This is a genomic window from Gymnodinialimonas sp. 57CJ19 (assembly GCF_038396845.1).
Taxonomy (GTDB): Bacteria; Pseudomonadota; Alphaproteobacteria; order Rhodobacterales; family Rhodobacteraceae; genus Gymnodinialimonas.
The window spans coordinates 19410-44649 of sequence record NZ_CP151587.1 but is presented as its reverse complement, the minus strand read 5'-3'; the positions used below and the strand labels follow the sequence as shown (position 1 = coordinate 44649).

Sequence of the window (25240 nt, the reverse complement as noted above, 5' to 3'; positions counted from 1 at the left end):
ATGTGCGAAGCGCCTCAACCGCGATAGGCTGGGGGTATTGAGCAAGTAAGGCCCAGAAAATGCGGTGGATATTCAGAATTTTGGGCGCGGTCGTCGTCCTGTTGTTTTTGGCTTTGGGCACGATTTTGCTGATCCCCGCCGAGCGGATCGCAGAGATTGCCAGTGACCGCATCACCCAAGCCACGGGGCGGTCGGTGACGATCAGCGGAGAGGCGCGGCCAACGCTGTGGCCTGACTTGGGCATCGTGATCGAGGGCCTGCGCGTCGGAAACCCCACATGGGCCGGAGCCGCCCCGATGATCGAGGCAGAAAGGGTCAACGTGGGCGTGGCGTGGCGCGGCTTGTTCTCGGGCGATATTCAAGTGCAGCGGGCGGTGTTTGAGGGGGCGCAGATCCTGCTGGTTCGCGCCGAGGACGGGCGCATGTCCTGGGATATGAGCGACGCAAGGGGCGGAGCCGCGGCCAGCGAAGGCGAAGCCAGATCAATGCAGATCGGCTTTGACGAGGCGATTATCCGAGGCGCCCGCGTGCGCTATCTGGACCGCGAAGGCGGGGCCGATTGGGACGTGTCGCAACTGGACGCCACCGTGCGCCTGCCCGACGCGGGCGGCCCGGTCGCTTTGGAAGGGGACGCGCAGGTCAACGGCGTGCCGCTGATGCTGGAGGCCACGATCGACGGCGCGTCTGGACTGCTGGCCGGGGAAGCCCGCCCGGTGGTGGCCACGCTGCGCTGGCAGGGCGGGTCCATCGGGTACGAGGGCGCGTTTGCGCTGGACGCCACTGCCCAAGGCGCGATGAACCTGAGTGCCGAGGATTTGGCCCCGCTGGTGGCACTGGCGGGCGGGGCTATGCCTGAGGTGCCGGAAGGTTTGGGCCGCAGCCAGATCGCCGTCTCGGGCGATGTGCGGCTGTCACAGGAAGGATCGCTGCACCTGCGCGAGGGCTTGGTGAGGTTGGATGACACCCTGCTGAGCGTCGCCGCCGATTTGGTGCCGGGAGAGGACCGCCCCATGTTGCGCGGCACGATCACCGGCGGAGAGATCGCCTTGCCGGGCCTGTTGGAAGCCCGCGATGACACGCCAGAAGCGGGGGAAGGCTGGCCGAGGGATATTATTGACGTGTCTGGCCTGTTTACCACTGACGCTGACCTGACCGTCCGCGCCGATAATCTTGATCTGGGCGCTGTGGCCCTGAGCGATATTGACCTGCGGGCCCGGATCAACCGGGGGCGGTTGGTGTTCGATATCGCCTCGATCCGCACTTACGAGGGACAGTTGGCGGGACAATTCGTGATCAACGGACGCGGCGGCCTGTCGGTGGGCGGCGATCTGATCCTATCCGACGTGGCGCTACGCCCGCTGCTGACCGCGATGGCGGAATATGAACGCATGGAGGGGACGGGATCGGCCTCGCTCGAATTTCTGGGGGTCGGCAATGATCTGCACACCATCATGGATGGGCTAGAGGCCGAGGGCGACGTGGCCCTGGGGCAGGGCGCGCTATTGGGGCTCGATCTGGGTGGGATGTTGCGCAATTTCGATCCCTCGTTTCAGGGGGAGGGCCAGCGCACGACTTATGACCGGGTCACCGCAGATTTCATCGTCCGCGACGGCGTATTGCAGAACGAAAACCTGTTGCTGGACGCCCCGTGGGGCGAAGTGCGTGGCGCGGGAGAGGCTGATTTGGCGGCCATGACGGTCGATTACACGCTGATCCCCGGCGTGCTGCGCGACGCCGATGGGGTGGCAACGGTCCGCGTGCCGATTGCTGTGACCGGACCATGGGCCGCGCCGGTGATCGGCCCGGACTTGGCGCTGTTGGCCGAGATTGAACTGGCCGAGGAAACGGCCCGCCTGGAGGCCGAGGCCCGCGCGGCGCTGGAGGCCGAAGAAGACCGCCTGGAAGAACTGGCGCGGGACGGCGCGAATGAGCTACTGGGCACCGATATACAGGCGGGCGATAGCCCTGAAGACATCGAACAACAGCTGACCGATGAGTTTATCCTCGGCGTGGAGCGGTTGATTTTCGGCAATGGAGTTGAAAGCGAATGAGAGCGATTTGCGTGATGGCCCTATGTGTGGCGCTGGCGGGCTGCGGCGGTGGTATCCTGGGCTTTGGCGGAGGCCGAGACGAGGCCCCCACGGTGACGCGTGGGCAACCGGACCTCTACCCCGGCGAGACCGCTGAAATGCGGGCGTTGGTTATCGAATATGCTGACCGGCACGACATCCCCACGGCGCTGCTTCACCGGGTGATCCAGCGCGAAAGCGACTACCGCGCCAATGCCCGTAACGGGCCCTACTATGGCTTGATGCAAATTTTGCCGGAAACGGCGGCGCAGATGGGCCATCGGGGTAGCGCCAATGACCTGTTGGATGCCCGCACCAACCTTGAATACGCAGGCCGCTACCTGCGCGGGGCGTGGTTGCTGAGCGATGGGGACATCGACACCGCCATCGGCTGGTATGCGCGTGGCTACTACTACGAGGCCCGCGACCGCTGTATGTTGGTGGAAACCGGTCTGCGGGACCGAGAGGTCAACCGCGCCTGCCGTTAAGGGCCGTCAAGGTATGTGACGGGCCGGGAGCGACGCTGTTTGGCTGAAGCCAAAAACGCCCCGCCCGCCGTCCCAAAACAAAAGAGCCCGCGAATTTCGCGGGCTCCCGAGGTGTTCAGCGGCGACGGTCCCGGCGAGAGGACATGGGCTGGAACGCCACGCCCACATGGGCCTCGCAGTAAGGTTTGCCTTGTTGCACCGGCAAGCCGCAGAAGTAGAAATCATCTGTTGCCGGGTCGCCGATGGGCCATTTGCACACACGCTCGGTCAGGTCCATGAGGCTGATCTTTTTGGCGTGTTTCTCAACCTCGGACACTTTTGCAAGCGCCTCTGGGCTGATCTCGTTGGCCGAGGGTTGCGGCGGCAGGGGCTGGCCTGCGGGCGCGATAGGCTTGCGCAGGGGCATGATGTTGGTGCGCGGCGCAGGCGCGGCGGCGGGAGCCTCGGCCGCCTTGGGGGCGGGGGCTGGCTCTGCCTTGGGCGCAGGTTTGGGCGCGGGGGCGGCCTTTGCGGCCGGCGCTTCTTTTGCCGCGGGGGCGGGCTTGGATGGCGCAGAGGTGCCGCCGCCGCCCGAGCGGTTGGACAGGCCCAAGCGGTGCACTTTGCCGATCACGGCATTGCGCGTCACGCCGCCCAATTCTTTGGCGATCTGGCTGGCCGACTGGCCCTCGCCCCACATTTTTTTTAGCGTCTCAACCCGTTCATCGGTCCAGGACATAGCTGTGCCTTCCGGTCTATCGTTCCGCCACACGCGGCATTGGTTTATAAACGTGGGCTTATGGCGCGGGTGTTCCGCGATTTGAAGACCTATTGTGGGGGTCCGCGGGGCCGAGGGCAAGGTGGTGCAGGTGGTTTTGAGCGCAAGAGAGGGTGTGAGCATGCGAAAATTGGTTCGGTCACTGGGAATCGCGTTCGGTCTGGCGGGATCTGCAGCGGCACAAGACGTGCCACCGGCGTCGCCGCAGGAAATCGCGACACAGTTGGTGGCGCTGCGCAACGTGCCCGGCGCGGCGGCGGGTTGGGTCACGGCGGAGGCGATGGAAGTCGGCGTGGCAGGTACCCGCGTGGTGGACGGGGAAGACGCCGTGCAGGTGGGCGACGCCTGGCACGTGGGGTCTATCACCAAAGGCATGACCGCCACATTGGCCGCAAGGATGGTAGAGGCGGGCGCGATCACATGGGACACACGCATCGGCGCGGTTCTGGGCGATGCTTTCCCCGAGATGCACGCGGATTGGCACGGCACGCCGCTGCGCGCGCTGCTCTCCCACCAATCGGGCATGGCGGCAAACTTGCCTGGCGCCTCAGCGGCGGATCTGGGCGAAGGACCACGCCACGACTACGTGGCCGAGATGCTATACAGTCCGCCCGAAACGGCCGTCGGCGAATTCGTCTATTCAAACGCGGGCTACGTGGTGGCGGGCGCAATGCTGGAGGCTGTCGGCGGCGCCCCGTGGGAAGAGCTGATGCAGGAGCATGTTTTCGGGCCGCTCGGCATGGAAAGCGCCGGGTTCGGCCCGCCCCAAGGCGAGGCGATTGAGGGCCACGCCACACGCCTGCTGCGCGGTGTGCGGTCTGCGGGGCAGGGGCCCGAGGCCGATAACATCCCCGCCATGGGCCCTGCGGGGCGGGTGCACCTGAGCGCAGGCGATATGCTGCGCTATCTGCGGGCGCATTTGGTGCGGGACGAAAGCTTCCTCAGCCCGGCCACATGGGAGGTGCTTCACTCAGCGGCGGGCGATCGCGGTTACACAGACAACATCGAAGGCTACGCGATGGGTTGGGGGGTGGACGAAGACGGGAGCCTTGTTCACGCAGGCTCTAACACGTTTTGGTATGCGGTGGCTTACATTGACCCCAGTGCTGGCGTCGCGGTCTTCGCGGCGACGAACTCGGGTGATCTTCGTGCCGTGGCGGAACCTGTGGACGGCGCGCTCAGGGCTGTGCTTGTGGGGCACTGATCGGGGCCTGCGGGGGCTTCCCGGCCCGCGCCTCTCTCCATGCCAGAAGGGCGGCGCCTGCGACAATGATCGCGGCCCCCAGATAGGTGAGCCCGGTGGGAGCGACGCCGAAAATGGCAAAGTCATAGGCCGCCGCGAAGATCAGCGTAAGGTAAGAGAACGGCGTCACAAAGCTGGCGTCGGCGCGGGCCATGGCGTTCACGAAGCAGGCCTGTGCGGTGGCCATCACCACCCCCAAACCCGCCAGTCCTGCCCATTGCGCCATGGTGGGCGGTTGCCAGAACGCCACCACTGCCAGCGTGGCGATGCCCACGCCGAGGCCGTTGTTGATGAACAGGATCTGCAACGGGGCCTCGCGCCCTGAAAGGCGTTTGATGAACGTCAGCTCCAACCCCAACGCCATGGCCGCGCCCAAGGCCAGCAAGGCGCCCGGCGCAATTGCGCCCGCGCCGGGGCGGATCAGGATCAACGCGCCGGTAAAGGCAATCGCGGCAGCCAGCCAGCGCCATTTGCCGACTTTCTCTCCGAGAATCGGAATCGCCAGGATCATCCCGAACACCGGGTTCAGAAACGAGATCGCCGTTGCATCCGCCAAAGGGATCATCGCCGCAGCAGCAAACATGCAGGTCACGCCGGTAAATCCCGTTACGGTGCGCCCGATGTGCAACCCCCAAGAGGGCCGCACAAAAGCGGGCCGCATCACCGCCACCACACAGGCAATGGTGATCCAGGCAAACAGAAACCGCCCGTGGCTGACTTGCAGCGGATGCAGTGCCGGGCCAAGGACGTCGGTGCCAAGGGCCTTGGCGATCAGCGTCGTGGCCGCGATGAATGCCGTGGCGCTGAGGATAAAAATGACCGCCAGACGCGGCGCGGGCGCGGTAAGGCCGGTGGGCGTTTCTTGCGGGACAGAGGGGGGAGCGGACACGGCGATCTCCGACGAGGTGCCATGGTGCGATGACCCATTTTGGGGGGCGGTGCAAGGTGCTCTTGCAGTTGCCACCGGGCGGACACATCTTTGAGGTGACGCAAGGGAAGGTTCGCCGTGAAACGGATTGTGATTTTATGCGATGGGACTTGGAACCATTCCGACGCCAAGGACCCCACGAACGTGGTCCGACTGGCACGCGCCATAGCCGCAACCGGGACCGACGGTGTGCCTCAAATCCCGATCTATGTGGAGGGCGTGGGCAGCGGGCGCGGCGTGACGGCGATGGCGCGTTTCACCGATAGATTACTGGGCGGCGCCTTCGGCTGGGGTCTGATGGATAACGTCATCGAGGCGTATCGCCATTTGGTGTTCATGCATGAGCCGGGCGATGAGATTTACATATTCGGTTTCTCCCGTGGAGCATTCACGGCACGTTCCTTGGCGGGTTTCGTGCGATCAACCGGGATCGTGGATCGTGACCGATTGCATCTGCTGCCCGAGGCGATTGAACGTTACCGGCGGCGTGACGACGACACGACCCACCCCGGCTCGGACGCAAGCCACGCCTTCCGTGCAAAGCTATCGTTGCGGGTGGTTACCAGCGAGGCAGAAGCAGACTACCGCGCCGTTCAAGGGATGCCCGAGGCGCCGCTCATCAACATTGCCTATCTTGGGGTGTGGGACACGGTGGGTGCCTTGGGTGTACCGAACCATTTGGGGCTCGCCTCGCTGCTCAATGGGGGGAGTTACAGCTTCCACGATGCTGACCTGTCGAGCCTTGTGCGCGCCGCCCGTCACGCCATTGCTCTGGATGAAATGCGCCCCAGTTTCGCGCCGACAAGGTGGAATAATCTGGACCGCTTGAACGCCGGCCGCACCGACGATGCCGCCCCCTACAAGGAGCTGTTCTTCGCCGGGGATCATGGATCTGTGGGCGGCGGCGGAGATATCGTGGATCTCTCCAACATCACCTTGGAGTGGATCGCAGAGGGCGCGAAAGCAGCGGGGCTTGGGTTGGACCCGGTCCGGATGGAGGCCATTCGCGCCGCGCAAGATCCCACCGGGCCGCTGCACAATTTCAGCAACCCCGAACCATCATTCATCCAGAAAATGATGCGAAGGCGTAAGGTGGATCGCGCAGGGCCCATGAGGTTGGATGAAATTCACCCGGCAGTGCATCAGCGCTGGTCCATGGAGGCCAAAAGTGCGGCCTTCAAACCCTATCGTCCCGGCAGCCTCAAGCGGCTGGAGCCGGACTTGATTGCGTACCACGCCCCCACAATGGAGGGCGAAAGCCCGCCTCGTGCAATTGTCTGATCAGGCGCCCAGGCACCAGCGCATGATGGCTTTCTGGGCGTGCAGACGGTTCTCGGCCTCGTCAAAGACGACAGAGCGGGGGCCGTCGAGAATGGCATCGGTGATTTCCTCGCCCCGGTGGGCGGGCAGGCAATGCATGACCATGGCGTGGTCAGGGGCGGCAGCCATCAAACCTTCGTTCACCTGATAAGGGCGCAGCAGGTTGTGGCGCCGCTGACGAGAGCTTTCGGCATCGCCCATGGAGACCCAGGTATCGGTCACAACAAGGTCGGCATCGGCGACTGCTTTGGCGGGGTCACGCTCTATCCGGACGTCTTGGCCCGCGTTACGCACCGCACCGATCAGCGCGTCTGGAGGATCAAGTTGGGCAGGGCCAGAGAAGGTGAAATCAAACCCAAACGATGCCGCGGCATGGAGGAAGCTCTGCGCGACATTGTTGCCATCGCCCATCCACGCCACGCGCTTGCCCTTGATCGGGCCACGGTGTTCTTCAAACGTCATGACATCGGCCATGATCTGGCAAGGATGAGAGTTATCGGTTAGGCCGTTGATGACCGGCACGGTGGCGTGTTCGGCCATCTCATGAAGGATATCCTCGCCGAAGGTGCGGATCATAATCAGGTCCACGTAGCGAGAAAGAACACGGGCAGTGTCTGCAATCGTTTCGCCATGGCCGAGCTGCATTTCCGCGCCCGACAACACGAGCGACGTGCCACCCATCTGACGCACGCCCACGTCAAAGGACACCCGGGTCCTGGTCGAGGGTTTTTCGAAAATCAGCGCTACGACGTGGCCTTCAAGGGGGAGGTCATCATCGAGCGTGCCTTTGGGGCGGCTGCCCCGGGCGGTTTTCATTCGTGCGGCACCGGAAAGGATATCGCGAAGGGCAGAGGGGTCTGTGGTATGAATGTCGAGAAAATTTGGCATGGTATGTCGCTTGTGGCTGGCGGACGCGCCGGGGGGCCAGCCCCCCGGACCCCCCGGGAATATTTGAAGAACGAGGAAGGTGTTAGGCGGCGCGTGCCTCAAGCGCCGTGGCGGCTGCGTCGAGGCGGTCAATGCCTTGGGAGATTTCCGCTTCGGTAATGGTTAGGGCGGGAAGGATGCGCAGGGCGTTGTCGGCCGCGGGCACGGTGAGGACGTCGTGCTTGTAGCCCTCGGCCACCACATCGGTGGGGGGGACCTTGCAGCTGAGGCCGAGGATCAGGCCTTGGCCGCGGACGCTCTCGAAGATGGTGGGGTGAGCGGCAACGAGTCCTTCGAGTTTCTGGCGCAGGAAGCCCGCCTTGGCGTTGACGGCTTCCAGGAAGCCCTCCTCGGTGATTACATCCATCACGGCGCCGCCGACAGCGCAGCCCAGGGGGTTGCCGCCATAAGTGGACCCATGGGTGCCTGCGGTCATGCCCTTGGCGGCCTTTTCCGTGGCCAAAAGCGCCCCGAGGGGGAAACCGCTGCCGATGCCTTTGGCAACCAGCATGATATCGGGGGTGATCCCCGCCCACTCGTGCGCAAAGAGTTTACCCGTACGGCCTACGCCGCATTGGATTTCATCAAGGATCAGCAGGAGCCCGAGTTCATCGCACAAGGCGCGGATGCTCTTTAGCCGTTGATCGGAGAACGGCCGAATGCCGCCTTCACCCTGGATCGGCTCCAGCATGATGGCGCCGATGTTCGGCTGCGAAGCTGCATCGCGCAGGGCCTCGTCGTCGATATCGAAGGGCAGCGTTTGGAAACCATCGAGAAGGGGGCCGAACCCCTTGGTCAGCTTCTCAGATCCCGCCGCAGAAATCGCCCCGAGGGAGCGCCCGTGGAACGCCCCTTCAAATGTCAGGATGCCAATCCGTTCAGGGGCGCCGGTTTCAGTTCGGTACTTCCGGGCCATCTTGATGGCAAGCTCTGCCGCCTCGGTGCCCGAGTTGCAGAAGAAGACGGTGTCGGCGAAGGTGTGCTCCACCAATTTCTCGGCCAACGCCTTTTGTTGCGGCACCTCATAAAGGTTCGACGTGTGCCATAGAGCGTTGGCTTGGTCCGTCAACGCGCCAACGACTTTCCGGTGTCCATGGCCCAAGGACATTACGGCAATGCCACTGGCAAAATCGAGAAAACGTCGCCCGTCTGCTTCCACCAGCCAAGAGCCTTCACCTTTGACGAAGGACAGATCTGCGCGGGAATAGCTTGGTAGGACTGGCGAAATCATTGGCCGGACTCCATGGGTGTTGAGACAAGCGCCTGTGTTGCACTGACGTAGCGTTGTAGTCAATTCACCGATGCTTATGGGGTCAAGTGCCGGGCTTGATGGTGGCGGGCATGATCAGACAAGTGGTGGAGCCCGTGGCGTAGAGCTTACCCGTCTCTGCATCTCGGATCGTGCCCTCCGCGACCCCAGTGCTGCGTCCACTATGGGAAACCACGCCGTCGGCCACGATCTCTCGTCCTACAGGGATCGAACGGGTGATATTAACCTTGTATTCCAGAGTCGTATAAATGCTTCCCCTCGGTACCTTCGTCATCACCGCGCAGGCCATAGCACTGTCCAATAGCGTACCATACCACCCGCCATGCACCGTGCCCAACGGGTTGAGCGTTTCAAACGACGGGGTCCCCCGGAACGCCACGCGCCCTTCCTCGACTGCGTCCAACATATAGCCAAGGGTGCGCCCGATCGGTGGGTTCGAAATGTCACCCCGCAAAATCGCTTGCATGAACTCCAACCCTGAACGCGTTAGAGTCTCCTCCATCGTCGGCAAATCCGCCGGCTCTCGGGCAAAAAAGGGCTCTCCCATGGGCGTCTCCAATATGGCTCTCGCCATAGCGCCACGCTCCTTGTCAAAGCGCAACCCATGCCTTCACCTTGGCCATACACCTCTGGGGGTGGGTGGCCTTCAGGCCGCCAAGGGGGCTAGCCCCCTCTACGCCACCTCGGCCAGCGCTACCTTTGGAACGACGCCCAAGGCCGCGCAAACATCCCGGGTCAGCTCGGGCCGGTTCAGCGTGTAAAAATGCAACTGCTCCGCGTCGCCCTCTATCAGATCGGTACACAACTCGGTGCAGATCGCCGTGGACAACAAATCCGCCCGATCATCGCGGATCGCGCTGGCATAGGCGTCATCCAACCACTGCGGAATAACCGTGCCGCAGGCGCTGGCGAAGCGGCGCGCGCGGGGCCAGTTCTCAATCGGCAGGACGCCGGGCAGGATCGGTGCGTTGATCCCGGCGGCGGTGCAGGCATCGCGGAACCGGAAGAACGTATCTGCCTCGAAAAAGAATTGTGTGATCGCCGAAGTGGCCCCCGCATCAATCTTACGTTTCAGATAATCCACGCATTCCTGCATCGATCCGGCCTCGGGGTGGGGATCAGGATAGGCGCCGACGCGGATCTCGAATTTGCCCGTCTTGGCCAGAGCTTCGATCAATTCGACCGATGATCCGAACCCCTCGGGATGGGCCTTGAAACCATCCGCCCCCTTCGGTGGGTCGCCGCGCAACGCGACGATCTGCGAAATACCGGCCTCGGCATATTGCTCTGCGATCTCCAACGTCTCCGTTCGTGTCGCATCAACGCAAGTCAAATGCGCGGCCACAGGCACGCCGAAATTGGCGTCAATCGCGGTGACGGCCTCGTGGGTCAACTTCCGAGTCGTGCCGCCCGCCCCGTAGGTGACGGACACGAAATCGGGCTTCAGCGGTGCCAGAACACCAAGGGTTTCCCAAAGCTTGAACGACCCCTCCAACGACTTGGGCGGGAAAAACTCGAATGAGACGGCAGGTTGGGTCATGACGGAAAGGGTCCTTGATATGTCGCAACGGGATGTCGCATAGATGACGCCAATCAGCAAATTCATAACTCTCATCATCAACATGAGTTTCATATGCATATCGAGTTCCGCCACCTGCGTACGATCAAAGCCATCCATGAGGAGGGCGGCCTGGCGAAGGCCGCTGACAGCCTGCACATTACCCAAAGTGCGCTGAGCCATCAGATCAAGGGGCTGGAAGATCAAGCGGGGCTCGAGCTTTTCATCCGCCGTTCCAAACCCATGCGCTTGTCACCAGCCGGGATGAAGATGCTGCGCCTCGCCGAAGAGGTCCTGCCCCGCGTAGCGGCCCTGGAGGAAGACTTCACCGGATTGCGAGCCGGTAAATCCGGGCGACTCCACATCGCGATCGAATGCCACGCCTGTTTCGATTGGCTGCTTCCGGTGCTGGAGGCCTTCCGCCAGACATGGCCCGACGTAGACGTCGATATCCGCCCCGGCTTGCAATTCGAGGCGCTTCCCGCCCTCAACCGCCAAGATGTGGATATGGTCGTCTCCTCGGACCCGGAGGATATCTCCGGCACCGATTTTACCCCTCTGTTCGACTATGAGCCCGTCTTCGTTTGCGCCGCCGATCATCCTTTGGCCTCCAAACCCTTCATCGCAGCCGAGGATTTCGCCGACCAAACGCTGATCACCTACCCCGTGGACCGACCGCGCCTTGATGTGTTTAGCCAACTGCTGTTTCCAGCAGGGATCGAGCCCAAAGCCGTGCGCCAGGTGGAGCTTTCTGCCGTGATCTTGCTACTTGTGGCATCGGGCCGCGGCGTGTCGGTTCTGCCCGATTGGGTCGTTCGCGACGCCGCGGGCAGCCAGTCCCTTGTCACCAAGTCCCTGACTGAAACCGGCCTGACCCGCCGCCTCTACGGCGCGACAAGGTCCGAGGACACAGCGAAACCCTTCATGTCCCACGTCCTGAAACTCTGCAGAACCGAGCCGCCAAAACTGCAACGGCGCGCCTAGACCGCCCCAGACCTTTGCAAAGGTCTGGACAAACTCTTGCAAGAGTTTGGTGCGCCCCTTGGCACGGGCAGGTACGAGGTCTATAGGATCGCGCCTGACTTAGAAGGAAATCCGATGCAAGGCTCCGCCAATCTCAACGTGATGATCAAAGCCGCCCGTATGGCGGCGCGCTCATTGCAAAAAGACTTCCGTGAAGTCGAGCAGTTGCAGGTCTCGTCCAAGGGACCGGGCGACTTCGTGAGCCGCGCGGACCGGGCGGCGCAGCAGGTTATCAAGGAAGAACTGATGGCCGCGCGTCCCAATTACGGGTTCCTTGGCGAGGAAGAGGCCGAAATCATCGGCAAAGACCCCACCCGGCGCTGGATCGTTGATCCCCTCGATGGCACCACCAACTTTCTTCACGCGATGCCCCATTGGGCGATTTCCATTGCTCTGGAACACAAAGGCGAGATTGTCGCCGGCGTGGTCTATGACCCGGCCAAGGATGAGATGTTCTTCGCCGAAAAGGGTGCGGGTGCTTGGTTGAATGACACGCAACGTCTGCGGGTCTCGGCGCGCAAACGGATGTCTGAGGCTGTTTTTGCCGCAGGCTTTCCCCCCGATGGCGGTCGCTACCTGCCCGGCGTCTTGCGAGACTTGGCACGCTTGATGCCTTTGTGTTCCGGGATGCGCCGCAACGGGGCCGCCTCTCTGGACCTCTGCTGGGTCGCGGCGGGGCGTTTCGAAGGCTACTGGGAATACAACCTGAAGCCTTGGGACATCGCGGCGGGTATCCTGATCGCCCGTGAGGCTGGCGCCTTTGTGGAGCCGATCCGCGAAGATCAGTCGTTGCTGGAAGACGGCCACCTGATCTGCGGCACTGAAGCGATCTTTGATCAATTCGCCAAAGTCATCCGTACGCGGGACTAAAGCGCGGGCCTTAGGGCCCCCAATTGCCACAAATCCCACAAAACACGCAGGAAGCCGCGGGCCCCTTGGGGCTGCGTGCTACCTTGCGTAGCCGCGGTCGTAGATGACCTGCTGCGCGATGCCTGCGGCCAGCAGGTACACCGATGTGACCGTGACCACTGCCGTCAGAACCGGGTTCGATGCGAAATCCGTCCAAGCCGCATAGGCGATAGACGTCACCCAAACCAGCGCGACGGGAAGCGACACGAAGCGCCAGCGTGCGGTGCGCACGGGGTGGACAAACTTCAGGTTCAGGAATTGCGCCGCCGACAGCACCAGAACGATGCCAAGGATCACCGGAGGGGGCGGCACGATTACCAATGTGGCCAAGGCCACCATGTTCCAACAGCCTGGAAACCCTCGGAACGACTTGTCCGCCGTCTTCATGCGCGTATCGGCAAAATAGAGCGATGAGGCGAAGGGGATCAGCAATACAACAAGCCAGCCCGGCCAGCCCGGCAACAGGCCAGAGCCATAAATCGCATAGGCCGGGATCATCACATAGGTGAGGAAGTCGATGATCAGGTCCAGAAGCACGCCGTCAATGACGGGCGCGTTGGTCGTCACGTCGTAGCGCCGGGCCAAGGGGCCGTCTATGCCATCCACAATGAACGCCACAGTCAGCCAGATCGTCATCATCGCCCAATCTTGTTGGGCGGCTTCCAGAAGCGCCAGCATCGCAAGCGACGCCCCGGCGGCGGTAAACAAATGTACGGAGTAAGCTCTAAATCGCATGGCAGCTTCGATGCCCTTTTGTGGCCGGGTTTGCAAGCTTCTGTGATCTGACGGAAAAAAACATCACGCCTTGGGATGGGCGGCGTTGTAGACCTCCAACAGGCGAGCAGTATCCACGGCCGTGTAGGCCTGTGTCGTGGAAAGGGAGGCATGACCCAGAAGTTCCTGAATGGCCCGCAGGTCGCCGCCCGCATCCAGCAGATGGGTGGCGAAGGAATGGCGCATTGCATGGGGCGTGGCGGTTGCGGGCAGGCCAAGCTGCATCCGGGTCTTCTCCATCACCAAAGCCACGGCGCGGGGGCCAAGAGCCCCCCCTCGGATTGCGCGAAACAAGGGCGTTCCGGGGGCAAGATCATGGGGGCAGAGGCGGGCGTATTTCGCTGTCGCCTCTTGGGCAGCGGGCAGCACCGGCACCTCTCGCTCTTTTCCGCCCTTGCCGGTGATGCGTAACACGCCGGGCAGTTGAGCGTGGGCGGCGTCAAGGCCAAGCGCCTCGGAAATCCGTAAGCCGCAGCCGTATAGCAGCGTGACCACAGCCATGTCTCGGGCCTGAACCCAATCGCGTTCGTCCTGATCCGCAACGCCTAAGATCATGTCCTTTGCGCCGCCTTCCGTCAGAGGGCGGGGCAGGCGGCGGATGTGTTTGGGTGCGCGCATGGATAAAACGGCAGTGGCATCAAAGCCGTCACGATCTGCCCACCACTTGTAGAACGCTTTCACGGCCGACAACCGCCGCGCCAAAGACCGCGCACCCACATCTCGGGCCCGTTGCGCCGCCATCCAGGCCCGCAAATCGCGCGTCTGCAACCCGCGCAGCCCCGCGGGGCCGGGGGCACCGCCCAGATGGTCTGCCTGAAAGGCCAGGAATTCTCTGACATCGGCGGCATAGGCCGTCAACGTGGCCTTGGCCCGCCCGCGCACGCCGCGCAGGTGGGTCAGCCACGCGTCCAGCAAGTCCCGGACCGCTGGGGTCAGGGACAGGCTCAATCGAGCCAGCCGCGCATGAGGCGCTCAAAGGCACCTGCAAAGAAGGTCAGCAAATCAGTCCCTTGGGAGGGGCGGAACTGATGCGGGTCTTCGGCGCCCATGACCAACAGGCCGGGCAGGCGGCCTTCGCCCAGATCAAGGGTCAGGCACGCTTCGGAGTGAATCCACCGCGACGCCTCACCGAAAATTCGTTCCGCATCTCCGCCCACTTGCCGCAGGCTGACTTGGCGGTGGGGCACATCGCGCCCGCCGGTAACGTAATCTTTGACGAAGCCGGGAGCCACAACGGTCAGCACGTCTTCCAACTTCTGCACCTTGGGGGCCTCGGTCTCGGTCGCTTCGGCGCTTTCCAACACCAACCGCACCCGGTCCACGCGCAGAATGCTGGCGATGTCGGTGCCCAGAAGCGTCAGGAATTCGGTGAATTCCTTGGCGTCCAACATGCGGATGATGGAGCGGTGGATTTGATTGGTGCCCGCAAGATTTTCGTAAGCCGCCGCAATGACAGAGCGGTGCGTGTCTTCCAGCCGATCCAAGCGATTTTGCAAACGCTCCATCGCAATACCGCGCATATCAACGATATTGCCGCCCATCTGACGGTCGTTGGCGGCGATCAGCGCGCGCATCAGGTCGCGATCTTCGAGGATCAGTTCAGGGTCCGCCAGCGCCCGGTCGCGCCAGTCAGAATCAGGTCCATTCACAAGGGAATCGAGCGGGGCTTCCGCCTCGGTGCTGCTCATTAATACTGCCTCAACTTTTTTATCGTTAGGGTCAGCTTATACCGCAGCCCGCACATATTGCGCGAAAAATTTGCCGAAGCCCGCCAAACTGTGTCCGCCCGGCCTCAGATCGCGGTGCCGCCGGGTCAGGCGGGGCGGAAGTTCAGGGCAAGTCCGTTGATGCAATGGCGCATGCCCGTGGGGGCGGGGCCGTCGTCGAAAACATGACCAAGGTGGCTGCCGCAGCGGCGGCAGTGGCACTCCGTCCGCACCTGGAAGATCGAGCTGCGGTCTTCCATCGTGCCAATGGCATTGGGCAAGGCTTGGGTGAAACTGGGCCAACCGGTGCCGCTGTCGAACTTATGTTCGGCGGCATAGACTGGCAGATCACAGCCACCACACAGGAAATTGCCCGCGCGGTTTTCGTCGTTCAGGGGGCTGGTATAGGCGCGTTCCGTTTCGGCTCCGCGCAGGATGGCATATTCCGCATCGCTCAGAAGATTGCGCCATTCTGCATCGGTTCGGGTTATTTCAAACGGGCCTTCGGCAAGGGACGTGGCGGCGCCGGGGCGCACCATTGCGCCCAATGTGACAGCGGCGGAGCTGGCGAAGAGAAAAGCGCGACGGTACATGGAAATTCCTCCGAATAAGGGAACTGGAAAGGCAGTAGCGGGGCAACTGAATGCGCGCAGACAGGGATGCCCTGTGATCGAGACACCGCGCCCCAGCCGCTGCCCATCAGGTATACAGGGCCGGGGCGCGGATTGATCGGCAGCGTTTACCCGGAGGGCAACAGCACGGTGTCGATGACGTGGATCACGCCGTTGGATTGGTCGACATCGGCGATCGTCACCGTAGCCATGCGGCCCTGCTCGTCCTCGATCATGATCCGGCCGTTGGACATACGTGCCGTAAAGACACAGCCACCGACAGTTTCGATCGGATGCGCGCCTCCGTCATCGGCAATCATGCCACCGATGGCAGAAGAGAAAGCCTCGGCCGCCACAACGTGACAGGTCAGGATCTGTGCAAGGCGACCGCTGTTGCGGGGCTCGAGCAGAGCTTCGACGGAACCCGCGGGCAACGCTGCGAACGCGTCATCGGTCGGAGCAAAGACGGTGAAGGGGCCGGGGCCGGCAAGCGTCTCGACAAGGCCCGCCTCGGTCACGGCAGCCACAAGCGTGGTGTGGATCGGAGAATTAACCGCGTTCTCTACGATGTTGCGCTCGGCCAACATCGGCGCGCCACCGACGGTGGGATTGGATTGCGCGGAGGCTGCCACGGCGCCAGCCAGAATGAAGGCGGCGGCGCCGAGGGCCGTGGTTGCTTTGGTCGTGATGGACATGAAGTTCTCCCTTTTTAGCAGTCGGCCTGAATGCCGATGATGCTAAGAGCCACGATGGGGGCGGGAGAAAGTTTCAGGTCCGAGGTAACGTCTTCGTTACACGATGCTTTGCCCGGTTTTGGCCCAATCGGCCATGAAGGCATCAAGGCCTTTGTCGGTCAGCACGTGGTTGGCCATTGCCTTGATGACACCGGGAGGGGCCGTTGCCACGTCGGCACCGATCAAAGCGGCGTCTTTCATGTGGTTCGCGGTACGGATGGACGCCACGAGAATCTCGGTATCGAAACCGTAGTTGTCGTAGATCTGGCGAATTTCGGCGATCAGATCCATGCCGTCGATGTTGATGTCATCCAGCCGCCCCACGAACGGGGAAATAAATGTCGCGCCGGCCTTGGCCGCCAAAAGCGCCTGATTGGCCGAGAAGCAAAGCGTCACGTTAACCATGCGGCCTTCGCCGGACAGCACCTTGCAGGCCTGAAGTCCGGCCCATGTGAGCGGCACCTTGATGGCGATGTTTTCGGCGATCTTGGCCAGCTCGCGGCCCTCGGCGATCATGCCATCGGCGTCCAGCGCAACGGTCTCGGCGGAAACCGGGCCATCAACAAGGTCGCAAATCTCGGCGGTGACTTCCTTGATGTCGCGGCCAGATTTCATGATCAGCGAAGGGTTGGTTGTAACGCCATCCACCATGCCAAGGCCGTGCAGTTCACGGATCGCATCAATATCGGCGGTATCCACAAAGAATTTCATAAGGCTGGTTCCTTTCAGGAGGATTACGTGATGATTTAGCGGCCTTCTACAACAACCAGGTGTGGCCCGAAAGCCGTGGACGAGCATTTTGACGAAGGCGACTTGGTGGGGGTTCTGACGGCAGAGCCCTTGGATCGCGTGCTTGATTACAAAGCGCCTGCGGGCGGCTGTTGGCTTGGGGCCTATGTCGAGGTGCCACTGGGGCCGCGCAAGGTGTTGGGTGTTGTCTGGGGGCCGGGGCGTGGCGATTGGGATATCGCGAAGGTCCGCAAAGTAAACCGTGTTCTGGACGTAGCCCCCATGCGTCTGGAAATGCGAGAGTTTCTGGAGAAATCCGGTGCCTACACGCTGACGCCGATGTCGCAGATGTTGCGGCTGGCCACCCGCGCGCCGGGCCTGTCGGACCCGCCATCGATGCGCAAGGTCTACCGTTTGGGCCAAGGCGCGCCGGACCGCGTGACGCCCGCGCGGACCCGCGTGATCGAGACCTTGGTGGAATACGGCGGCCTTGGGTTTACCTTGAAAGAACTCAGCGATCTTGCGGGCGTCACGTCCTCGGTCGTGAAGGGGCTGGCGAAACAGGGCGTGGTGGAAGAGGTCGATACCCCCCGCGATGCCCCCTATCTGACGCTGGACCCAAGCCTGCCAAGCAAGGAATTGACCGACGATCAGGCCGCCGCCGCCGGGCAGTTGCAAGAGGGGTTGGCCGCGCGCCGTTACGGCACCGTTTTGCTGAAAGGCGTGACCGGATCGGGCAAGACGGAAGTGTATCTGGAAGCCGTCGCGGAATGTCTGCGCCAAGGGCGGCAAGCGCTCGTTTTGCTGCCGGAAATCGCGCTCACGTCCGAGTTCCTGACTCGTGTGAAGGCGCGTTTCGGGGCGGAGCCCGCCGAATGGCACTCTGGCGTCACCATGACCGAGCGCCGCCGCTGCTGGCGCATGGTCGGCCAGGGCGATGCGCAACTGGTGGTTGGGGCAAGGTCTGCGCTGTTCCTGCCCTACCGAGACCTTGGCTTGATCGTCGTGGATGAGGAACACGACACCTCCTACAAGCAAGATGAAGGGGCCAGCTACAACGCCCGTGATATGGCGGTTTTACGCGCGTCGTTGAACGACGCTCAGGTGGTTCTGGCCTCGGCCACGCCCTCGCTCGAGTCATGGGCGAACGCCGAGGCGGGCAAATATACGCGGTTGAACCTCGTGTCTCGGTTCGGGCCGCAGGACTTGCCGGAAATGGCCGCCATCGACATGCGGTCCGAGGATTTGCCGGGCTCGTCGTGGCTGTCGCCCAGTTTGCAAAGTGCGGTGGGGGCAAGGTTGCAGGCGGGCGAGCAGGCGCTGTTGTTCCTCAACCGTCGCGGCTATGCGCCGGTGACGCTCTGCCGGGCCTGCGGGGAAATGGTCGGCTGCGATCATTGCGACGCGCGAATGGTGGAGCACCGCTTTCAGAAACGCCTGATCTGCCACCAATGCGGCGAGACAAAACCGATGCCCGAGGCCTGCCCGTCGTGCGAGGTGGAAGGCAAAATGGCCGCCGTAGGCCCCGGCGTGGAACGTATCGCAGAAGAAGCCGCCGCCGCGTTCCCAGACGCGAAAACCGCGATCTTGTCGTCGGACCTGTTCGGCTCTGCCCGCGCGTTGAAGCAACAGATTGAGGAGTTGGCTCACGGCGATACCGACTTGATTATCGGCACACAATTGGTGGCCAAGGGACACAACTTTCCCCGGCTAACCTTGGTGGGTGTTGTGGATGCGGATTTAGGCCTGCAAGGCAGCGACCTGCGCGCCGCCGAGCGAACGTTTCAACTGATGCGACAGGTAGCGGGCCGGGCGGGCCGCGCGGACAAGCCGGGGCAGGCGTTGCTCCAGACATTTCAACCCGAACACCCGGTGATCCGGGCGATTCTTTCGGGCGATGAGGAAGGCTTCTGGCGCACCGAAGCCGCTGAGCGGGACGCGGCGGGCATGCCCCCTTTCGGACGGCTTGCCGGGATCGTCATTAGCAGCACCGAGGCCGCCGCCGCCTTTGATCTGGGCACCCATTTGGCCCGCAACGACACGCCGATCCGCGACGTGGGCGGCATCGTCTACGGGCCTGCGCCCGCACCCATTGCGCGGGTGCGCGGACGGCACCGGGTGCGGCTTCTGGTCAAGGCCCCCAAGGGCGTGGCCCTGCAACCGGCGCTAAGCCGTTGGACGCATGGGTTAAAACTGCCCGGACACCTGCGTCTGTCCATCGACATCGACCCGCAGAACTTCTTTTGAAAACGGTTCCCCCGCGCGGGCGTGCGCGTTAGAACCTTTCGAAACCGTAAACGGATACGAACATTATGACCGCGCCCAAGATCGCCCCGATTCGCCCGCAACCCGGCATCCTCGACATTGCGCTGTATCAGGGCGGAGCCTCGAAGATCGCGGGCCATGCGGCGCCGTTGAAACTCTCCTCGAACGAGAACCCTTTTGGGCCGTCACCCGCCTCCGTGAAGGCGATGGCTGACGCGGCGGCGATGGCGCACCGCTACCCCTCCATCGACCACGCGGACTTGCGCGGCGCGATTGCGGAAATTTACGGCCTGCAAGCCGACAACATCATCTGCGGCGTGGGCTCCGACGAAGTGATCCACTTCCTGTGCCAAGCCTACGCCGGGCCGGGGGACGAGGTGCTTTATACCGAACACGGCTTCGGCATGTATCCGATCGCCGCCAAGGCCGCAGGGGCCACGCCCGTTGTGGTGGCCGAGGACACCCGCCGCGTCGATGTGGACGCGCTTATTGCGGGGATCACGCCCGCCACGCGGTTGATCTTCATCGCCAACCCCTCCAACCCCTGCGCCACGATGCTCGACAACGGCGAGATCACGCGCCTTGCCGACGCCTTGCCCGATCAGTGTCTGCTGATCCTGGACGGGGCTTACGTGGAGTTCGCGGAGGGCTACGACGGCGGCAAATCCTTGGTGGAAGCCCGCGACAATGTCGTGATGACACGTACGTTTTCAAAGGTTTACGGGCTTGGGGGCCTGAGGGTGGGCTACGGTTACGGGCCGCGTCATGTCATTGATACGCTCAACCGTATTCGCGGGCCATTCAACCTTAGCGCAATGGCGCTTGCCGGGGCCGAGGCCGCCGTGCGCGATGTGGATTGGGTGGCGGAATGCCTGCGCATCAACGCCGAGGAACGCGCCCGTCTGGTGGGCGGCTTGCGGCAGTTGGGCATTGCTTGCGATGACAGCCACGCCAATTTCGTGCTGGCCCGCTTCAAGGATGAAGCTGCCGCCGACGCAGCCGACGCGCATTTGAAAACCGATGGCATTATTGTGCGCGCGCCCAAGTCCTATGGGCTACCCGATTGTTTGCGGATCACCGTGGGACGGCCCGAGGATAACAGCCGCGTTTTGGCGTCCCTCACCACGATGGTGGCGGCATGAGCGTGCTTTACAACCGCGTCGCATTGATCGGGCTTGGTTTGATCGCAGGCTCCATGGCGCATGCCATGCGCCGCGCGGGTCTGGCGGGCGAAATCGTCGGCACGGCGCGGTCCGCTGAAACCCGCGCCATCGCGGCAGAGATAGACCTGTGTGACCGGATCACCGACACAATGGCCGAGGCTGTGGCGGGCGCAGACCTTGTCGTGTTGGCGGTGCCCGTGGGCGCAATGGCCGCCGTCGCGGCAGAGATTGCTCCGCATCTGGCGAAGGGCGCTACGGTCACGGATGTGGGCTCGGTCAAGCAGGCGGTTGTCGATGCCGTCGGCCCGCATCTGCCCGCCCATGTGCATTTCGTGCCCGGCCACCCGTTGGCGGGCACCGAGTATTCAGGGCCTCATTCGGGCTTCGCCGAGCTTTTTGAAAACCGCTACGTGTTGCTCACCCCGCAGCCGGACACCGACACCACGGCCACAGCGCGGTTGCGCGCGCTTTGGGAAGGCTGCGGCGCGCTGGTGGAAGAGATGGAACCCGAGCGACATGATCTGGTGCTGGCCGTGACCTCTCATGCGCCGCACCTGATTGCCTATACGATGGTGGGCGTGGCCGATGATCTGCGCCGTGTGACGGATCAGGAGGTCATCAAGTATTCGGCCACGGGTTTCCGTGACTTCACCCGGATTGCCGCGTCAGACCCGACGATGTGGCGTGACGTGTTTTTGTCCAACAAAGAGGCTACACTGGAAATTCTAGGTCGCTTCACCGAGGAATTGTTCGCCCTGCAACGGGCGATCCGCAAAGGGGACGGCGATCATCTGCACGCCTATTTCACCCGTACCCGCGCGATTCGGCGCGGCATTATCGAGGCCGGACAAGATACGGATGCCCCCAATTTCGGACGTACGGTGACGAAGAAGGAAGACAAGTCATGACCCTCCGTCGCGTTCTATCTGTTCTGGCCGTTCTGACCGTCGCGCCCACGGCGCCTTGGGCGCAATCGGCAGAAGTGCGGGTGATTACGGCTACCGACCTTGCGCCCGGCGTATCGAGCAGACCCGCTGCGCGTCCGGGCAGCGGCATCCCGGTGCCGTCGAGCGTGGGGCCGGGCGCAATCGCCGCAGCAGTGCAAGGCGCTGATGTCGGCACTGTGCCCGCCGGAGAAGCCCCGGCACCAGAGAGGCCGCGCGGCATTACCGGCTTGTTCCGTCCACGCGGGGAAACCACCACCGTTGCCGGAAGGGGCGGGGCCAGTGGCGGCTCGACCTTGGCGATCACTCAATCCCTGCGCCCGCTTTTCCGCCCTGAGGGGCTTGAGGAACGCGTCCGCGCCGCCGCAACCCGCAACACGCCCGGCCGCGTGGCACAGCCGGGGCGCAACACCGGCACTTTGTGCGGTGTCGTCGGGTTGCAGGGCGAAGAGATCGAGTCTGTGACCGGCCGGATCAGCGGCTGCGGCATTCCCAATGCGGTGCGTCTGCGCGTCGTCCACGGGGTTGAGCTGACGACGCCCGCCACCATCAACTGCACCGCCGCCCAATCCCTGAGCGAATGGGTGCTGGACGCCGATGAGATCATTGGCGGCACTGGCGGCGGCATGGCGAATATGCGGGTCATGGCGTCTTACGCGTGCCGCACGCGGAACTCTCGACCCGGCGCGCGCCTGTCGGAACATGCGACCGGCAATGCGATTGATATCGGCGGCATCGGCCTGCAAAATGGCACTGAACTCAGCGTGTTGAGCGATTGGCGCGGCGGCAATGCCACGGTCATGCGCAACCTGCACGAGGCCGCCTGCGGCACTTTCGGCACGGTTCTGGGGCCCGAGTCGGACCGCTTCCATCAAGACCACTTCCACTTCGATGTGGCCTCTTACCGATCCGGCGCCTACTGCCGTTAACGCAGGCGCAGGCTTGGGGCGGGCCCAATGGGCAACGGGCCGACAAACATGCGCCCGTTGGAAAAAGTCAGCGTCGCGTCGATGTTTTCGGGGCGGCCTGTCATCCCGGCCAAGACCTGCAACATAGCCTCAGCGGTGGCGCGAATACGGTCGGGCACGATGCCCGCGTTGCTGGCCAGATCGACCATTGCGGCCCAATTTTCGGCCCTTACCGAAAGCTCGCCTTCCGGGATGCCACCGGGGGTAACTTCCAACGTTCCTGTGGCGCGAAACAGCATATCGCCCCAAGCCATGCTGACGTCGTCAATATCCAATGCAGTCACTTGTGGGCGGGCGCGTTCCACTGCGTCCATGTCCCATGGCGCATCGAAAGTTGCTGTCGCGCGAACCTCGGCAAATTGGATCGTCTCAGGCAACAGACCGGCCGGGTCCAACCGCGTGCGCCATACTTGAGGCGGCACCATCGCGGCGGCCCGCGCGGACAGGTCATAGGTCGTGTCAGTGCCCTCAACCCGCGCCACGTTCAGCGTGCCTTCCTGCCATCGCGTTTCCCACCCTTCGCTAGAGGTGACGTGTAACGCCCCGGTTTCGGCGGTCATTGCGTCCAACGCGAAGCGGTTGGTGGGCTGCACATCCAACATGGCAGACACATGCAGGTCTTCCGTGTCGGGCGACGCCACGGTTAACCTTTCAAACGGAGATGCAATGATCTGCGCGGCGGGCCATCGCGCTGTGATCCGGTCAAGACGGAAGACGTCTTGCTGCAACTCCAAAGAGGCGACCGACCATGCTAGACCAGTGCCGGGGTCTGCCAGCTCTACATCTTCGAATAATATGGTGAACCGAAGCGGGAAGCCGCCGACCGAGATGTCGGACGCGTTCGCCACCCATCCATCGGCACGGCGATCGTCCATCCAGCGTGTCGCGGCGGTTTCGGTCAGCATCGCGCCGCCGCCCCAAGCGACAATCGCCAAACCCGCCAAAACCACAATCCCGATCAAAATCCGCTTCATCGCTCTCCCCTTCTGGAACTCTATCGCCTATAGCGACGGGGCACGACAAGGACCATCGCATGACCTCTGCTCTCTGGGTATTCGGATACGGATCACTTTTGTGGAATCCGGGCTTTTCCGTCGCTGAAACGCGCGTCGCTCGGTTGGAGGGGTGGCATCGGTCATTCTGCATGACCTCTATCCACCATCGCGGGACCGAGGATGACCCCGGTCTGGTCCTGGCCCTGGATGCGGCGAAAGACGCCTGTTGCGACGGTTTGGCCCTGCGCGCGGAGCCGGGCACAGAAGAAGCCACACTGGCCTACCTACGCGAGCGAGAGCTGATTTCTTCCGCCTATATCGAAGCGCGGTTGCCACTTCGGTTCCGCGACGGGACGGTGCAGGAAGACGTGCTGACCTATGTGATCAACCGCGACCACGTGCAATACTGCCAACACCCGCTGGAGCGTCAGGCGCGGATCATTGCGGACGCGGTCGGCGGGCGCGGGCCGAATGACGAATACCTCTACAATACCGCCGCGCAGCTGACTGAACTGGGCATCGGTGACGCCGACCTGGAGGCGCTGGTGGACATGGTTCGCACAATGAAAGCCCCCGCCTGAGGCTTTTGTTGGCGTGAACCCCTGCATCTGTGTATAGTCGCCGAGACAAGTCAAAAGAGCGGTTGAGACAAACCCCATGGCGAGCAGCAGAGAGGGCGCAGGAGCCGCCCGTTTCACACGACCCACGCAGCAGATTGTTCTGATGCTGATCATCCTCGCCCTTGTGGTGGCGGGGGGTATTTTGGTGTGGCCAAGGGTGCAGGACGTGTTCCTGACCTCGCCTTACTTGAACGGCACAATTGGTGTCGTTTTCGTGGTCGGCGTCTGTGCCACATTCTTCCAGGTCATCCAATTGTTCTCCTCGGTCGCTTGGATCGAGCAGTTGGCGGGCGGCTCGAAAGCCGACAATGACGATACGCCGCCGCGCCTTTTGGCAGCGATATCCGGCGTCGCGCGGTTGCGCGGATCACGGACGCAGGTGACGCCCGCCTCGGCCAAGTCGATCCTTGATAGTGTCGGTGCGCGGATGGAAGAAAGCGGCGACATCACGCGCTACATCGCCAACCTGCTGATCTTCTTGGGCCTTTTGGGCACATTCTTCGGCCTCGCCACGACCGTTCCTGCGGTGGTGGAAACCATCCGGTCCCTGCAACCCACCGACGGGGAAGAGGGGCTTGCCGTCTTTGGCCGCCTCATGGACGGGTTGGATGACCAATTGGGCGGCATGGGCACGGCCTTTGCCTCGTCGCTTCTGGGCCTTGCGGGATCGTTGGTTGTGGGCCTGCTAGAGCTTTACGCGGGCCACGGCCAAAACCGTTTCTACCGCGAGTTGGAAGAATGGCTGGCCTCCATCACCCGTGTCTCGTTTTCGGGGGACGGAGACGGGGCGATTGATAAAGCGGCCATTGCGACGGTGCTGGATCATATGGTCGATCAGATGGACACGCTGCAATCGCTGTTCGCCCAATCTGAAACCCGCCGTGCCGCGACCGAGCAACGGGTGCTGACCCTTGCCCAAAGCATTGACGGGCTGACTGAACGCCTGGGGCCGGGGCAGGTGTCGGCGACCGAACGTCTGGCCACGGCGCAGGATCGTTTGGCCGCCGCATTGGATGGGATGGCAGCAGAGCAGGGGCTTGATGACGAATCCCGCAACAGGTTGCGGTCCATCGACGTGCAATTGTTCAAGATGGCCGAGGAAATCGGGGCCAGCCGCGATGCAGAAATCATGGGCCTTCGCGGTGATATGGCGCAGTTGACCGAGGCGTTGCAGGCCCTGACCCAAGCCGCCCGTGCCCCCGCCGCAGCCCGAGCGCGGCAGCGCGGGGACGGCTAGGC

The 25240-nt window shown here is 63.0% G+C and carries 25 protein-coding genes; 12 read left to right on the top strand and 13 right to left on the bottom strand.

What is annotated here, in order from left to right; all coding sequences use genetic code 11:
* The first annotated feature begins 59 nt into the window (after positions 1-59).
* Entirely contained in the window at positions 60-2051 is a 1992-nt protein-coding gene (locus AADW23_RS00215) for an AsmA-like C-terminal region-containing protein (protein WP_341862521.1), read from the top strand.
* Positions 2048-2557: a transglycosylase SLT domain-containing protein gene (locus tag AADW23_RS00210; RefSeq protein ID WP_341862520.1), complete on the top strand. Its 510-nt coding sequence runs from the start codon at positions 2048-2050 to the stop codon at positions 2555-2557. Before AADW23_RS00215 ends, AADW23_RS00210 begins: the two co-directional genes overlap by 4 nt.
* 115 nt (positions 2558-2672) lie before the next feature.
* Here the strand turns inward: AADW23_RS00210 and AADW23_RS00205 are convergent, their stop codons facing one another.
* Positions 2673-3275, bottom strand: coding sequence for a GcrA family cell cycle regulator (locus tag AADW23_RS00205; protein ID WP_341862519.1), 603 nt, complete (start codon positions 3273-3275; stop codon positions 2673-2675).
* A 160-nt stretch (positions 3276-3435) separates the two neighbouring features.
* Here AADW23_RS00205 and AADW23_RS00200 point away from each other — a divergent pair, with 160 nt between their 5' ends.
* Positions 3436-4518 (top strand): serine hydrolase domain-containing protein, encoded by a 1083-nt coding sequence (locus AADW23_RS00200; RefSeq protein ID WP_341862518.1) that lies wholly within the window; start codon positions 3436-3438, stop codon positions 4516-4518.
* On the opposite strand, the gene AADW23_RS00195 is transcribed toward AADW23_RS00200, so the two are convergent.
* A complete protein-coding gene (locus AADW23_RS00195; protein WP_341864361.1) occupies positions 4493-5383 on the bottom strand; it encodes a DMT family transporter in 891 nt (296 codons plus the stop codon). The genes AADW23_RS00200 and AADW23_RS00195 overlap by 26 nt on opposite strands.
* Positions 5384-5563: 180 nt before the next feature.
* Between AADW23_RS00195 and AADW23_RS00190 the strand changes: the two genes are divergently transcribed.
* Positions 5564-6766, top strand: a complete 1203-nt coding sequence (locus AADW23_RS00190) for a DUF2235 domain-containing protein (protein ID WP_341862517.1) — start codon at positions 5564-5566, stop codon at positions 6764-6766.
* Here the strand turns inward: AADW23_RS00190 and argF are convergent, their stop codons facing one another.
* The 4 genes from argF to metF form a co-directional block, all read right to left on the bottom strand.
* Positions 6767-7693: an ornithine carbamoyltransferase gene (gene argF / locus AADW23_RS00185; RefSeq protein WP_341862516.1), complete on the bottom strand. Its 927-nt coding sequence runs from the start codon at positions 7691-7693 to the stop codon at positions 6767-6769.
* An 82-nt stretch (positions 7694-7775) separates the two neighbouring features.
* Positions 7776-8963 (bottom strand): aspartate aminotransferase family protein, encoded by a 1188-nt coding sequence (locus AADW23_RS00180; RefSeq protein ID WP_341862515.1) that lies wholly within the window; start codon positions 8961-8963, stop codon positions 7776-7778.
* An 82-nt stretch (positions 8964-9045) separates the two neighbouring features.
* Positions 9046-9576, bottom strand: coding sequence for a PaaI family thioesterase (locus tag AADW23_RS00175; RefSeq protein WP_341862514.1), 531 nt, complete (start codon positions 9574-9576; stop codon positions 9046-9048).
* A 99-nt stretch (positions 9577-9675) separates the two neighbouring features.
* A complete protein-coding gene (metF, locus tag AADW23_RS00170; protein ID WP_341862513.1) occupies positions 9676-10542 on the bottom strand; it encodes a methylenetetrahydrofolate reductase [NAD(P)H] in 867 nt (288 codons plus the stop codon).
* A 93-nt stretch (positions 10543-10635) separates the two neighbouring features.
* Here metF and AADW23_RS00165 point away from each other — a divergent pair, with 93 nt between their 5' ends.
* Together AADW23_RS00165 and AADW23_RS00160 are read left to right on the top strand one after the other, a co-directional pair.
* A complete protein-coding gene (locus AADW23_RS00165; protein ID WP_341862512.1) occupies positions 10636-11544 on the top strand; it encodes a LysR family transcriptional regulator in 909 nt (302 codons plus the stop codon).
* 114 nt (positions 11545-11658) lie between these two features.
* Positions 11659-12453, top strand: coding sequence for an inositol monophosphatase family protein (locus tag AADW23_RS00160; protein WP_341862511.1), 795 nt, complete (start codon positions 11659-11661; stop codon positions 12451-12453).
* Between the two features lie 78 nt (positions 12454-12531).
* On the opposite strand, the gene AADW23_RS00155 is transcribed toward AADW23_RS00160, so the two are convergent.
* The 6 genes from AADW23_RS00155 to fsa form a co-directional block, all read right to left on the bottom strand.
* On the bottom strand, positions 12532-13227 hold the full coding sequence (locus tag AADW23_RS00155; protein WP_341862510.1) for a CDP-alcohol phosphatidyltransferase family protein: 696 nt from the start codon (positions 13225-13227) through the stop codon (positions 12532-12534).
* Between the two features lie 63 nt (positions 13228-13290).
* Positions 13291-14214, bottom strand: a complete 924-nt coding sequence (locus AADW23_RS00150) for a tyrosine recombinase XerC (RefSeq protein WP_341862509.1) — start codon at positions 14212-14214, stop codon at positions 13291-13293.
* Entirely contained in the window at positions 14211-14954 is a 744-nt protein-coding gene (locus AADW23_RS00145; protein WP_341862508.1) for a DUF484 family protein, read from the bottom strand. The genes AADW23_RS00150 and AADW23_RS00145 overlap by 4 nt, the downstream gene beginning before the upstream one ends.
* 125 nt (positions 14955-15079) lie before the next feature.
* Complete coding sequence (gene msrB / locus AADW23_RS00140) at positions 15080-15565, bottom strand: peptide-methionine (R)-S-oxide reductase MsrB (RefSeq protein WP_341862507.1); 486 nt, start codon at positions 15563-15565, stop codon at positions 15080-15082.
* 146 nt (positions 15566-15711) lie between these two features.
* Positions 15712-16278 (bottom strand): fasciclin domain-containing protein, encoded by a 567-nt coding sequence (locus tag AADW23_RS00135; protein WP_341862506.1) that lies wholly within the window; start codon positions 16276-16278, stop codon positions 15712-15714.
* 96 nt (positions 16279-16374) lie between these two features.
* Complete coding sequence (gene fsa, locus AADW23_RS00130; protein ID WP_341862505.1) at positions 16375-17028, bottom strand: fructose-6-phosphate aldolase; 654 nt, start codon at positions 17026-17028, stop codon at positions 16375-16377.
* A gap of 75 nt (positions 17029-17103) precedes the next feature.
* Here fsa and AADW23_RS00125 point away from each other — a divergent pair, with 75 nt between their 5' ends.
* The 4 genes from AADW23_RS00125 (at position 17104) to AADW23_RS00110 (ending at position 22347) form a co-directional block, all read left to right on the top strand.
* A complete protein-coding gene (locus tag AADW23_RS00125; RefSeq protein ID WP_341862504.1) occupies positions 17104-19293 on the top strand; it encodes a primosomal protein N' in 2190 nt (729 codons plus the stop codon).
* A gap of 65 nt (positions 19294-19358) precedes the next feature.
* Complete coding sequence (hisC, locus tag AADW23_RS00120; protein ID WP_341862503.1) at positions 19359-20453, top strand: histidinol-phosphate transaminase; 1095 nt, start codon at positions 19359-19361, stop codon at positions 20451-20453.
* Entirely contained in the window at positions 20450-21382 is a 933-nt protein-coding gene (locus AADW23_RS00115; protein ID WP_341862502.1) for a prephenate/arogenate dehydrogenase family protein, read from the top strand. The genes hisC and AADW23_RS00115 overlap by 4 nt, the downstream gene beginning before the upstream one ends.
* Positions 21379-22347 carry an extensin family protein gene (locus AADW23_RS00110; RefSeq protein WP_341862501.1) on the top strand — a complete coding sequence of 323 codons (969 nt, stop codon included), beginning with the start codon at positions 21379-21381 and terminating at the stop codon, positions 22345-22347. The genes AADW23_RS00115 and AADW23_RS00110 overlap by 4 nt, the downstream gene beginning before the upstream one ends.
* On the opposite strand, the gene AADW23_RS00105 is transcribed toward AADW23_RS00110, so the two are convergent.
* The gene (locus AADW23_RS00105) at positions 22344-23360 is read right to left on the bottom strand and encodes a DUF2125 domain-containing protein (protein ID WP_341862500.1); all 1017 of its coding nucleotides are present in this window, start codon (positions 23358-23360) and stop codon (positions 22344-22346) included. The two genes, AADW23_RS00110 and AADW23_RS00105, sit on opposite strands and share 4 nt — an antisense overlap.
* Positions 23361-23419: 59 nt before the next feature.
* Between AADW23_RS00105 and AADW23_RS00100 the strand changes: the two genes are divergently transcribed.
* Positions 23420-23962 (top strand): gamma-glutamylcyclotransferase, encoded by a 543-nt coding sequence (locus AADW23_RS00100; protein ID WP_341862499.1) that lies wholly within the window; start codon positions 23420-23422, stop codon positions 23960-23962.
* A gap of 76 nt (positions 23963-24038) precedes the next feature.
* A complete protein-coding gene (locus AADW23_RS00095; RefSeq protein WP_341862498.1) occupies positions 24039-25238 on the top strand; it encodes a biopolymer transporter ExbB in 1200 nt (399 codons plus the stop codon).
* Positions 25239-25240: the final 2 nt, after the last annotated feature.

Coding starts and splice junctions, on each gene's coding strand:
- AADW23_RS00215 (WP_341862521.1), top strand. CDS start 60: ATGCGGTGGATATTCAGAATTTTGGGCGCGGTCGTCGTCCTGTTGTTT.
- AADW23_RS00210 (WP_341862520.1), top strand. CDS start 2,048: ATGAGAGCGATTTGCGTGATGGCCCTATGTGTGGCGCTGGCGGGCTGC.
- AADW23_RS00205 (WP_341862519.1), bottom strand. CDS start 3,275: ATGTCCTGGACCGATGAACGGGTTGAGACGCTAAAAAAAATGTGGGGC.
- AADW23_RS00200 (WP_341862518.1), top strand. CDS start 3,436: ATGCGAAAATTGGTTCGGTCACTGGGAATCGCGTTCGGTCTGGCGGGA.
- argF (WP_341862516.1), bottom strand. CDS start 7,693: ATGCCAAATTTTCTCGACATTCATACCACAGACCCCTCTGCCCTTCGC.
- AADW23_RS00180 (WP_341862515.1), bottom strand. CDS start 8,963: ATGATTTCGCCAGTCCTACCAAGCTATTCCCGCGCAGATCTGTCCTTC.
- AADW23_RS00175 (WP_341862514.1), bottom strand. CDS start 9,576: ATGGCGAGAGCCATATTGGAGACGCCCATGGGAGAGCCCTTTTTTGCC.
- metF (WP_341862513.1), bottom strand. CDS start 10,542: ATGACCCAACCTGCCGTCTCATTCGAGTTTTTCCCGCCCAAGTCGTTG.
- AADW23_RS00165 (WP_341862512.1), top strand. CDS start 10,636: ATGCATATCGAGTTCCGCCACCTGCGTACGATCAAAGCCATCCATGAG.
- AADW23_RS00160 (WP_341862511.1), top strand. CDS start 11,659: ATGCAAGGCTCCGCCAATCTCAACGTGATGATCAAAGCCGCCCGTATG.
- AADW23_RS00155 (WP_341862510.1), bottom strand. CDS start 13,227: ATGCGATTTAGAGCTTACTCCGTACATTTGTTTACCGCCGCCGGGGCG.
- AADW23_RS00145 (WP_341862508.1), bottom strand. CDS start 14,954: ATGAGCAGCACCGAGGCGGAAGCCCCGCTCGATTCCCTTGTGAATGGA.
- msrB (WP_341862507.1), bottom strand. CDS start 15,565: ATGTACCGTCGCGCTTTTCTCTTCGCCAGCTCCGCCGCTGTCACATTG.
- AADW23_RS00135 (WP_341862506.1), bottom strand. CDS start 16,278: ATGTCCATCACGACCAAAGCAACCACGGCCCTCGGCGCCGCCGCCTTC.
- fsa (WP_341862505.1), bottom strand. CDS start 17,028: ATGAAATTCTTTGTGGATACCGCCGATATTGATGCGATCCGTGAACTG.
- hisC (WP_341862503.1), top strand. CDS start 19,359: ATGACCGCGCCCAAGATCGCCCCGATTCGCCCGCAACCCGGCATCCTC.
- AADW23_RS00115 (WP_341862502.1), top strand. CDS start 20,450: ATGAGCGTGCTTTACAACCGCGTCGCATTGATCGGGCTTGGTTTGATC.
- AADW23_RS00110 (WP_341862501.1), top strand. CDS start 21,379: ATGACCCTCCGTCGCGTTCTATCTGTTCTGGCCGTTCTGACCGTCGCG.
- AADW23_RS00105 (WP_341862500.1), bottom strand. CDS start 23,360: ATGAAGCGGATTTTGATCGGGATTGTGGTTTTGGCGGGTTTGGCGATT.
- AADW23_RS00100 (WP_341862499.1), top strand. CDS start 23,420: ATGACCTCTGCTCTCTGGGTATTCGGATACGGATCACTTTTGTGGAAT.
- AADW23_RS00095 (WP_341862498.1), top strand. CDS start 24,039: ATGGCGAGCAGCAGAGAGGGCGCAGGAGCCGCCCGTTTCACACGACCC.